The 12,628-nt window shown below is 53.0% G+C and carries 2 protein-coding genes; both read left to right on the top strand.

Features of this window, described 5'->3' with window-relative positions; all coding sequences use genetic code 11:
* The first annotated feature begins 817 nt into the window (after nucleotides 1-817).
* The gene (locus BY454_RS16805; RefSeq protein WP_146082728.1) at nucleotides 818-1,357 is read left to right on the top strand and encodes a hypothetical protein; all 540 of its coding nucleotides are present in this window, start codon (nucleotides 818-820) and stop codon (nucleotides 1,355-1,357) included.
* A gap of 325 nt (nucleotides 1,358-1,682) precedes the next feature.
* Nucleotides 1,683-12,434, top strand: a complete 10,752-nt coding sequence (locus BY454_RS16810) for an Ig-like domain-containing protein (protein WP_181049731.1) — start codon at nucleotides 1,683-1,685, stop codon at nucleotides 12,432-12,434.
* Nucleotides 12,435-12,628 lie beyond the last annotated feature (194 nt).

Below are 12,628 nucleotides of genomic sequence, written 5' to 3' on the forward strand. Positions count from 1 at the left end.
TTCGGAGAAGGTGATCTGATCCATGGTGGCAACGATCCTATGCGGTTGACGATGGCCGTATTATCGCTGATTTTGGGGACTTATTCAGAGTCTCCCTAGCTTAAATGACTTAAATTTATATAAGGGTATTTTATATCACAAGAAAGTATCCAGCAGAAAAGGATGGAAGGTTGGTGTCCGTAACGGAAAAGAAACTAAACTCTTCACCTGTGGTTCTGGATTAGGAGCGATGTACAATTGCTATTCAGGCCATATGGGGCTTCATGAGAAGGAAGGTTTGGAAGGAAGAGGTGTGACGGTGTGGTGGTATGAGCAACCTGTTTATTTGTTTTTAAAGCAGAACCGGTTAGTAAGGCTAGATGTCTCAGGTAAAACTATAGTTTCTAGGAATGATACCATAGAGGATGTAGGGCGTAATGCTAGTAAAGCCCCCTTTTGGGTGGGATTATATTTTTTTGTTTTTTTATTGTTTAGTTTTTACTTTGTGGCTATGGAGATGAGGAAGACTCATGGAAAAGAGTACGATTGAAGCAGTTGGTACCGTTTATGGTTATTATACTACTCCAGTAGGGGCCGCCCCTTTAGTCAATAATGTTTCTGAGGGCGATGCGAGAGATATAGCAATTAGTAGTCTTCAGGCAGCTAGCGGTGTTTGGTTGAATCCACGACGAAGCTACTTCCAATTTGGACGACAAATCAGCGGAAGATCTTGCAAGAACTGTTAATAAAATAAATGGGAAGATTATGGTTGTTTTTATAGCCCATAATGTCCCTGTTAATCTTTTAGTGAGTGATCGATTGTTTTTTGATTGTGGTCATGATTGATCTTGATTTTAATTTTATTATGCCGTGTCGGCGTCATCGGTCTTTGGAGTGGTTGTTAGTGTCAGCTTTGTTTGTATCTTTTGTAATTGGAGCTGTTCTTTTGTTTTGGAATGTTCATTCGTTTATTTGTTGCAAGCGAAGACCTCCTAATTTTCGGGAGGTTTTTTCTTTGAATGTTTCTTCTTTGGATCGCCGGGCATTTTGTTTTTTGTTTTTTGTTTTTTGTTTGTCTTTTGTCTTTGGTGTTGGTTATATTTTCTGTTCATTGATGGATTCTCAGCGAGATTTCTCTGTTAGCTCTGATGACTTTATTTTAGTTTTGCTATTTTTATCGTTGCTTTTTAATTACTTGATAAGGTTGGTTGCTAAAAGCGCGCTTTATGAGTCGCTTGATGATGGTAAAAGATATGTTTGGGATGTTTGGAAGGTTAGAGTAAAAGATTGCGGAGATCGCAAGGTTGCAGGTGCTTTGAGGGCGTCTAATGTATTATCGTTTCTGATTCTTTTGATGTTCTTTGCGGCTAAGTTATAAATATTTTTGAGGGATGGTTATGGCTAAGGTGAATTATAAGGATATACCAGATCTTGTGGGTGCTTACCAGAGCGGGGAGAACTTAGCTAATAGCGAGAACGGATTGGACGTTATAACCAATACTTACGGTTTGGCAGCGGCAATACTCGCATCTACTCCATTTGGTCTTGGTGCTAACATTTCTGCTTTAGGAATGCAGGTTGCCAATAATCTATCAAATTATCATAAAGGCACTATTTCGCCTAGTAATGTCCTTGGGCTAACGAGCGCAAGCCTTAGTACGTTGGCAGCGATAGGTGTGGTTGTAGCTGCCCCTGGGGCTGCAGTGGCGGTGGCAATTGCGTCTGGTTTCGCCATCGCAACAAATCTGGATTCTGTTGAAGAGGTCTTCGATGACATAGTTGATACTTTATCGGATCCGGGGTTTTGGGAATCATTCGAGCAGTATCGAGATCAGCTTTTTGAGCCTTTGTTTGAATTTATGGATGATGCCCAGTCTTTTTTTAATGATTTAATGCAAGATATTGACGGGATTTTCGATGATGTTAGCGAATGTTTCTCAGATGCACGCAACTGGATCCAACGCAGCGATCCTCTAACTCTGGATCTCGACGGCGATGGCCTCGAAACCACCGGTATCGACTCCGCTAATCCCATCCTCTTCGACCACGACGGCGATGGCACGGCCAATGCCACCGGCTGGGTCAAGCCTGATGATGGCTATCTGGTTCTTGACCGCAACGAAAACGGCCTCATTGACAACGGCACCGAGCTCTTCGGCGATTCCACACCGTTGCTGGACGAAAATGGCGACGTAGTTGGTCAAGCCGCCGATGGCTTCGCCGCTCTCGCTGCAGAAGACACCAATGGCGACGGCATCGTTGACGCCAATGATGCCAACTGGGACAAGCTGCGTGTCTGGCAGGATTTAAACTCCGATGGCAAAACCGACGAAGGCGAACTGAAAACATTGGAAGAGCTGGGTGTCGCCGGCTTTCATGTGGCAAAAGAAGAGAACAACCAGGTTCTTGCCAACGGCAACGCCATTGCCGACCTCGGATCCTATATCAAAACCGATGGTTCCGAAGGGGCTCTGGGTGAAGTTACTGGGAACATGGCGGACATTGATCTGGCCGACAATCCCTTCTATCGCGAATTTGACGATTCCGTCCCCTTGACCGAGCAGGCAGAAACACTCCCGAACATGCGTGGTTCCGGTCACCTGCGCGACCTCCAGGAGGCCTCAAGCCTCTCTCCTGAACTGGCCGCTGCAGTTGAAGAGTATGCGCAAGGCACGACCAAGAGTCAGCAACTGGCTCGGCTTGATCGCTTGATTGAACAGTGGGCGGCTAGCTCCTCTGGTGAAACCAGCATTGAGAAGGCGGATGACCAAGGGTACAACCTTAATTACTTGGTTCCCGGGTTGAGCCGTTCCATGCTCAAAATTCAAGTAAGTAGCCGCTGGTCTTCGCAGGATGATGGCGGCGGCAGCTCGCTTGAATCTTCGCGCTTTAGTGAAGAGTACCAGGAACGCCTCGAGGCATTGCTTGCTGAGCAGGCTCGCGTAACGAAACTGGTCGGATTGCTTGAGCAGTTTAATGGGATGACCTTTGTAGACATTGAGCCGGAAGGTGTTCGCACGGGGGCGGACGAGTTTATTTCCATTTCAACCAACTCGTCTGGTCCTGATGGTGTCTCGGTGCATCGGCTTTATGGGGCCACCCAAGATGTCTACGTACCGTTATCCAGTGCCCAGATTAACTTTCTTGAGCAGGCATACGAGAGCCTGCGCTCATCGGTTTACGACGGCCTGCTGCTGCAGACCCGCCTCAAACCCTACATGGATGCCATTAATCTTGGCATGAACGGTGCCGGGCTGGCCTTCGATTTCAGTAACGTCACGGCCACCCTGGAGTCGCATTTTGATGAAGCGCCAAGCGAAGCGGTTCGCGACCTGCTTGATTTGCAGCGTATGGCAGGCAGCAATCTCACCGGCATGGGATGGGACGGCCTTGGAACGCTCTACGGTTGGCTCGAGACTGATGGTGACAATCCTGATGTACAGGCAGCCCTGGCCGAGTTTGGTTACAGCAACATAGAGACCGATGGTACGGGCAGCCATGCCTCTGAGATCCTAACCGGCGATGTGACCGGGGATACTCTTGCCGGTGGCAGCGGAAACGACCTGGTGTTGGGTAGTGAGGGGGATGACACCCTGAATGGCGGCAGTGGCAACGATACCCTTTATGGCGGTGCCGGCAACGATACCTATCGTTTCGATCGGGGCGATTGGAACGACACTATCATGGAAACCCACGGTGATACCGGCGAAGACGCGCTTGAATTTGGCGCCGGAATTCGCGCCGGGAATCTGGACATTTCGGCGGAAGAAGACGCCCTGATTTTCTTGCGCTACGGCAGTAACGACCGTGTCGCGATTGCCAACTGGTTTGGCAGTTTGGCAGAAGGGAAACACCGGGTTGATACGGTTCGGTTTGCCGATGGCCGCGAGCTGGATCTTGATGCCTTGCAGGTGGGGTCTTCGGAGGACGATACCCTGGAAGGTACGGAGGCTAATGACATTCTGGCGGGCGGTGAAGGTAGTGACACCCTTTATGGTCACAACGGTGATGACTGGCTTGATGGCGGCAGCGGCGCCGACACCCTGGTGGGAGGCACCGGCAACGATACTTATATCGTTGACGATGCTGGCGACACCGTCATCGAAGAGGTAGATGGTGGTATCGATACCGTTGAGGCCCGAACTTCGGCGATGCTCAGTGACAATGTGGAGAACCTTGCCCTCATGGGGCAGGAGGACATGAACGGCACCGGCAACGGCCTCAACAACACGCTCACAGGCAACAGCGGCAGCAACACTCTGAGCGGTGGCACTGGAGATGACATCCTGCATGGCCGGAGTGGCGACGACACATTACAAGGTGGAGCGGGTGCTGATGTGATGGCGGGTGGTCAAGGCAACGACACTTATATTGTCGATAGCCTTGAAGACACTGTTACCGAAAAGATGGGAGATGGGCTCGATACGGTCCAAACCCATCTTGATTACACGCTAGGTGACAATCTGGAAAACCTTACCTTGACCGGTGAGGAAGGCGTAAGCGGAGTGGGTAACGCCCTGAACAATACCCTCACCGGAAACAGTGCCAACAATACGCTGCAAGGGCTCGCCGGCGACGATCAACTGAATGGTGGCGCCGGTGAAGACATCATGCTTGGCGGCAGCGGCAATGACACCTATGTGGTGGAGAGTGACGGAGATACGGTCAAGGAAAACAGTGGAGGGGGAATCGATACCGTCGAATCGGCTATTGGTTACACCTTGACCGACAATGTCGAGAATTTGACTCTCACCGGCCAGCCGGACATCGATGGCACCGGCAATGAGCTCGACAATGTCATCAGGGGCAACGATGGCGCGAACACTTTGCGAGGCCTGGAGGGTAACGATTGGCTGAATGGCGGTGGAGGCGCTGACACCCTCATCGGCGGTACGGGCAATGACACCTACGTGGTTGACAATGCCGGTGACACGGTGACCGAAGAGGCCAGTGAGGGCACGGATACGGTACGAACAAGCAGTGCATATACGCTCGGAGAAAATCTGGAAAACCTTACCCTGACCGGTTCCAGTGCCATTGATGGTACTGGCAACGAGCTGGATAACGTGATCAGCGGCAACCGTGGGAACAACACTTTGGACGGTGGCTCAGGTGCTGACACCATGGCGGGTGGTCAAGGCGATGATATATACATTCTGGATGACGCTGGCGACAGTGTAGTCGAGTCAGGGCATGAAGGTATCGACAAGGTAGTCAGCCCCTTTGATTACACATTGGGTAACAATGTCGAGAACCTGACCCTAACCGACGATGCGCAGACCGGCACCGGCAACAATTTGGACAACACCCTCACTGGTACCGATGCCGACAATACCCTGCATGGACTGGATGGAAACGACAGCCTGGATGGCGGAGCAGGAGCTGACACCTTAGTCGGTGGGCGCGGCGACGATACCTATATCGTGGATCGGTCCGAAGATGGGATTTTCGAGTCCGCAGGCGAGGGCTCCGACACGGTCCAGAGTAGCGTCACATGGAGGCTGGGCGACAATCTGGAGGACCTCTCTCTGAGCGGCACCGATGGGATTGATGGCATTGGCAATGAACTTGGCAACACCATCAACGGCAACATTGCGGATAACCTGCTGCAGGGTCTGGAGGGGAACGATACGCTAGACGGTGGGGCAGGTGCTGATACGCTGGAAGGCGGCAGCGGCAACGACACCTATGTGGTCGACAACATGGATGATGCAGTCGTCGAGGTACATGGCGAAGGTGTCGATTCAGTGAAGGCCAGTGTCAGCTATACACTCGTCGATAACGTGGAAAACCTGACCTTGACCGGTTACTCGTCGATTAATGGTACCGGTAATAATCTGGATAACGCACTTAAGGGCAATGGTGGGGCCAATGTGCTTGAGGGTTTCTCCGGAGATGATTCGCTTGATGGCGGACTCGGAGCAGACACGTTGGTCGGCGGTGAAGGTGATGATACCTATTTCGTGGACAACTCCGGCGATAGTGTTGTCGAGAGCCTGGGTAAAGGTTATGACCGGGTCTTCGCCAGCGCCAGTCACACCATGGGTGAAAACGTCGAGGAACTGACCCTGACCGGATCGGGAAGTATAGATGGTATCGGTAATGATCTGAATAACACTTTAACTGGTAATGCGGGTGGCAACCGTCTGGATGGTGCCGATGGCGCCGATACCATGACCGGCGGCGCCGGCAATGATACCTATGTGGTCAACCACACCGGTGACGAGGTGGCCGAAGCGGCTTATGAAGGTTTCGATACGGTAGAAGCCTCTATCGACTATACCCTTGGCGATTACCTTGAAAACCTGACTCTGAAGGGAGGGGCGGCGCTTACTGGCATCGGCAATAGTCTGAACAATGTTCTGCAGGCCAACAGCGGCGATAGCGCGCTGCATGGCATGGCCGGCAATGACACTTTGCTCGGCAATGTCGGCGCTGACTATCTTGATGGTGGCAGTGGTGCCGACGGCATGGCCGGTGGCGATGGTAATGATCGCTACGTGGTGGATGATGCCGGTGACCGGGTCGTAGAGTCATCGGGCGAGGGCCACGACACGGTTGATGCCTCTGTCAGTTACACCCTGACAGGCAGTGTCGAGGACCTGGAACTTGCCGGTAATGAAGTGATAGACGGCACCGGCAATTCCCTGGACAACACCATTACCGGCAACAATGCCGCGAACCGTATCGACGGTAGCACCGGGGCCGATACCTTGATTGGCGCTGCAGGCGATGACACCTACGTGGTGGATAATACCGATGACAGCGTCTTTGAGGCGTCTGGTGAAGGCGTCGATACTGTCGAAGCCGGTGTTAGTTATACCCTGGCGGAGAACGTCGAGAACCTGGTACTGACCGGATCGGCTGCACTGGAGGGTAACGGGAATGCCTTGAACAACATCCTCACGGGCAATGCCGAAAACAATACTCTGGATGGCGGTACCGGCATCGACACGCTGATCGGCGGTGCGGGCGATGATACCTACGTGGTGGACGACAGTGCGGATGCTGTTGTCGAAAATGCTGATGAGGGGCTTGATACAGTCATAGCTTCGGCCGACTACGCGCTATCCGATAATGTTGAAAACCTTACCCTGACCGGCAACGCCTCTCTCAGAGGTACCGGTAATGCGCTGGACAACCTCATCACTTCGAATGATGGGATTAACGTCCTTGTAGGTGGCGCAGGTGACGACACCTATATAGTTAACCATACGCAGGACAGTGTGGTTGAGCAGGTGGCAGAGGGCACCGACACGGTCCTCTCCTCAGCTACTTACACCCTCTCTGACAACGTAGAGAGCCTCACCCTGACCGGCGAGGCTGATATTGACGGCACTGGTAACAGGCTAGCCAATACGATCCTCGGTAACAGCGGCACTAATACCCTCGACGGCGGGGCCGGCGCCGATAGTATGGCTGGTGGGGCGGGCGATGATACCTACATTGTTGACCATGCAGGCGACGAGGTGAGCGAAGTATCCGGCGAAGGAAGCGATCTCGTCTATTCCTCTGTCAGTCATACCCTCTCCAACAATGTGGAGAACCTCACCTTGACCGGCGCAGGCGACATCAACGGCACCGGTAATAACCTCGACAACACCATTCTTGGTAATACCGGCGATAACATGCTCAAAGGTGGTTATGGCGAGGACCAGATTGAAGGTGGTGCGGGCAACGACACCCTCAATGGTGGCTCCGGTGCAGACAGCATGGCCGGTGGCACCGGCAACGACACTTACGTTGTGGACAACAGCAGTGATCAGGTGACGGAACTGGCGGGCGAGGGGACCGATACGGTTCAGTCCCGAGTCAGTTACACCCTGACGGACAATGTCGAAAACCTCACCTTGACCGGCTACAGCGGCATCAGCGGAACGGGCAACGAACTCGACAATGTCATCCGTGGCAACAACGGCAGTAACACGCTGCGTGGCCTGGCGGGTGGTGACACCCTCGTTGGCAACAACGGTCATGACACCCTGGATGGTGGAACCGGCGCCGATACCATGAGTGGTGGTTCCGGCAACGACACCTACGTGGTGGATGATGCCGGTGACGTGGTGTCAGAAACGTCCTACTGGGGCGGCACGGATCATGTTCAGTCCAGCATTGATTACACGCTGACCAGCAACGTTGAGAACCTGACCCTGACCGGTGTCGAAGATCTGGATGGCACCGGCAACAACCTCAACAACGTCATCACGGGTAACAGCGGCGATAATCTGCTGGACGGGCAGGGCGGTCATGACACCCTGAATGCCGGGGACGGTAGTGACACGTTGATGGGCGGCGATGGTAATGACCGCCTCAATGGCGGTGCAGGGAACGATCAGCTTACAGGTGATGCGGGACACGACACCCTGAATGGTGGCAGCGGTGCAGACGTCATGGCAGGTGGCGCAGGCAATGATACCTATGTGGTGGATGATGCCGGCGATCAGGTTACTGAGCTGACGGGCGAGGGCACGGACACGGTAGAGTCCAGCATCACCTACACCCTGACGGATAATGTTGAAAACCTGACCTTGACGGGTAGCGCCGATATTGATGGTACCGGCAATGAGCTGGACAACGTCATCAGAGGCAACCGTGGTAACAACGTGCTTGATGGCTTGGCAGGCGATGACCGCCTCTATGGCAACAATGGAAATGACAGCCTGTTGGGTGGGGATGGCAACGACCAGCTCTACGGCGGTGCCGGCAGCGATCAACTGACGGGCGATGCTGGCAACGACGCGCTCAACGGTGGCTCCGGTGCAGACAGCATGGCCGGCGGCACCGGTAACGACACCTACGTTGTGGACAACAGCAGTGATCAGGTGACGGAACTGGCGGGCGAGGGGACCGATACGGTTCAGTCCCGAGTCAGTTACACCCTGACGGACAATGTCGAAAACCTCACCTTGACCGGCTACAGCGGCATCAGCGGAACGGGCAACGAACTCGACAATGTCATCCGTGGCAACAACGGCAGTAACACGCTGCGTGGCCTGGCGGGTGGTGACACCCTCGTTGGCAACAACGGTCATGACACCCTGGATGGTGGAACCGGCGCCGATACCATGAGTGGTGGTTCCGGCAACGACACCTACGTGGTGGATGATGCCGGTGACGTGGTGTCAGAAACGTCCTACTGGGGCGGCACGGATCATGTTCAGTCCAGCATTGATTACACGCTGACCAGCAACGTTGAGAACCTGACCCTGACCGGTGTCGAAGATCTGGATGGCACCGGTAACAACCTTAACAACGTCATCACGGGTAACAGTGGTGATAACGTGCTGGATGGTGCGGCTGGTGCTGATACATTGGTTGGTGGTCTTGGTAACGACACCTACATTGTCGATCACTCGGCTGATGTCACTGAAGAGAACGCTGGTGAAGGCAACGACCACGTGATGACCTCTGCCAACTACACCCTGAGTGAAAATCTTGAAAATCTCACTTTGACAGGTGATGCGAATATCAGCGGTGCCGGTAATGCCTCTGATAATCAGATTCTTGGTAATGTCGGCAACAATGAGCTTTTGGGCAACGGTGGTGATGATACGCTCATTGGTGGCGCAGGTAACGATACGATCCTAGGCGGATCGGACCGTGACCAGCTGTTCGGTCAAGCCGGAAATGACCTTCTGGACGGCGGCGATGGTGCGGACGTAATGCAGGGCGGGGTCGGCGACGATACTTATGTAGTTGATAGTTCGGCCGACGTTATCACGGAAAATGCTGGAGAAGGCATAGACACTGTTCGAGCCAGTATCGACTATACCCTCGGTGAGAACGTGGAGAACCTTGAGTTAGTGGGTTCAAGTGCGCTGAACACTGACGGTAATGGTTCCGACAATACGCTGATTGGTAATGACGGAGAAAACATTCTCAAGGGCCTTGGCGGTTCCGATACGTTGATGGGCAGAGGTGGTGACGACACCCTGGATGGCGGTACTGGTGCTGATTTGATGAGCGGCGGCATCGGGAATGATCATTATATTGTCGATGATGTCGGTGATTCGGTGCTGGAGAACGCCCATGAGGGTACCGACACGGTACAAGCGGAAATCGACTATACAATGGCCGACAATGTCGAGAACCTTGTGCTGTCCGGTGATGGCGATCTCAGCGGCACAGGTAACACTCTTGATAACGTGATCACTGGAAACACTGGCGATAATGTGCTGGATGGCGCCGGTGGTGCTGATGTCATGGCTGGTGGCGTTGGAGATGACGTTTACATTGTGGATAACCCCGAAGATGCGGTTCTGGAACAGGCTGGCGAGGGTGTCGATACTGTTTATGCCAGCTCTGACCATAGCCTTGATGCCAACGTCGAGAACCTAATCCTTACGGGTGCCAGTGAAATTAATGGCAACGGGAACGAGCTAGACAACTCGATTACCGGCAACGCCTCCGCCAACATTTTGCAAGGTGGTGACGGTGATGACTGGCTCAACGGTGGAGCCGGGGCGGATAACCTCTATGGCGGGCGCGGTAACGATAATTACATCGTTGATAGCGTGGGCGATAGAGTCCTTGAGAGTGCTGGTGAAGGTGAAGACACGGTAGAGTCCAGTGTTGATTTCGCGCTGGGTGAAAATGTCGAAAATCTCACACTTGTTGGCCCCGAGAACCTAAGTGGCTCGGGTAATGACCTGGACAATTGGCTTCAGGGTAATGAGGCCAACAACACTCTGGTTGGAGAAGCCGGGGATGATGTTCTTGCCGGCGGCAAAGGGGACGATGTTCTCGCTGGTGGTGCCGGAAACGACCGATATGTTTTCCGCCCCGGCGATGGCATGGATACGTTCCGGGACATTCAGGGCCAGAACTCGTTCTATGTCGGAGGAGCTCTGACAGAGTACGACCTTGAGGCTGACCGGGTTGGCAACGATATGGTCGTGCGAGTGTTGGGGACTTCAGATTCATTTGTGCTCGCAGACTGGTTTGGTAATCAGGAAGGCATCAACTCCATGGAGTTTGATGATGGCACGGTTCTGGACCGGGATGGTATCGCGCTGCTGATGAATCGGCCGCCGGTTGCCAACATGGACAATATCACTATCGGTGAGGACCAGGCTTCGCTGAGCGTTGAAACGGACGCCCTGCTGGCAAATGATACCGACCCCAATCCGGAAGATATTCTGAGTGTGGTCTCCGTGGGAGAGTCTCAGGTCGGTGCCGAAGTTTCCTTGGGCAATGGAGAAGTCACATACAGCATAGGTGACAGCTTCCAGTATCTGGCGGAGGGCGAATCCGTTGAAGACTCGTTCTCATACACTATCACTGACGATAAGGGCGCAACGGATACAGGAACTATTGAGGCAACTGTCGTAGGTGCTAATGATCTTCCTGTGGCCGAATCAGATTTCGAGACGGTGAAGGAAGACGAGATCATTGCTGCGGAGGGAAATGTCCTGGCCAATGACAGTGATATCGATGCTACCGATGTGCTGACGATCGCAGAGCCGGGTAACTTCGAGGGGCAATACGGCACGTTGGCTTTGGCAGAAAACGGAGATTATACATATACCCTGAACAACGAAAGCGACGCCATCCAGTCTCTGGGTCGGAGCATGGAAGTGACTGACCGTTTTGACTTTGCGGTAACAGATGGTCATGCGCAGGTTGCCTCCAGTCTCGCGGTTAATGTCCAGGGAACCAATGATGCTCCGTTGGTTGCGACTGCTTTAAATGATCAGGACTTTACCTTCAATAAGCCATTTTCGTGGCAGATCCCGGAAGGTAGCTTCGACGATCCGGATCAGGGCGACTCTCTGGATTACACAGCAACACTTGCCGATGGCTCTGAGCTTCCCGAATGGCTTGAGTTTGACGCAGAAACTCAAACCTTCTCTGGGCATACTCCCAAGTCGGTTGGTTATGTTGATATCAAGGTGACGGTTACTGACCGCGTTGCGGCGACAGGAAATACTGAAGGTAGTCTCTCCACTTCAGATGTTTTCCGGCTGTCTGTTAGTCATGGTAATCAGGGGGTTGGGAATGGTGCAGATGCGGCGCCCGCCGGTCACACCTCTAATTTCAATGATGGCTCTGGGACAGCGCCCGGAAAGCCGGGTGCTCCAACTCGCAAAGGGAAGAGAGAAGCAGATACAGCAAGTTCGATTGAGTTTGGTAGTTCCTCGCAGTCAAGTATTAAGTTTGCAGATCTGGGCGCCATGCCTGCCAAGAAGCAATCATCTCAGTTGGGTTCAAGTGTTATTGACATCAATAAGTTGCTTTCTCAATGGGAGGCTGTTGACCGGTATGCAAGTAGTCAAATGCAAGGTAAAAGCGTAGTGGATGAGGCGGATCTTGGTTCCTTGCCCGCAGATGCGATGGGTGGGGCGTTCAGTGCTCATCGGAGAATGAGGAAGAGTGACCCTCTTGGGATAGGTAACTCATCTCACCAGATGAATTCATTCAGAGGATTGCAGGATGGTATGGAAAATCTGGGTTAACTGCGGATTATGAAAATTTTAAACAGAAAGAAAGCTGGTGGGATGGAGGAGCATCCCGCCAGCTTTTCCCCCGGAATCTTGAGCGTACAGTCGAAACCGCGCGGCCTCAATAACTAAGTGCAACACCCTCTAATCGAGTATGGTGTTGCCATGAACAATCACTACCGCCACCTCAGTACGACAGACCGTGTCAC

It is taken from the genome of Marinobacter persicus (assembly GCF_002934325.1).
GTDB classification, from domain to species: domain Bacteria; phylum Pseudomonadota; class Gammaproteobacteria; order Pseudomonadales; family Oleiphilaceae; genus Marinobacter; species Marinobacter persicus_A.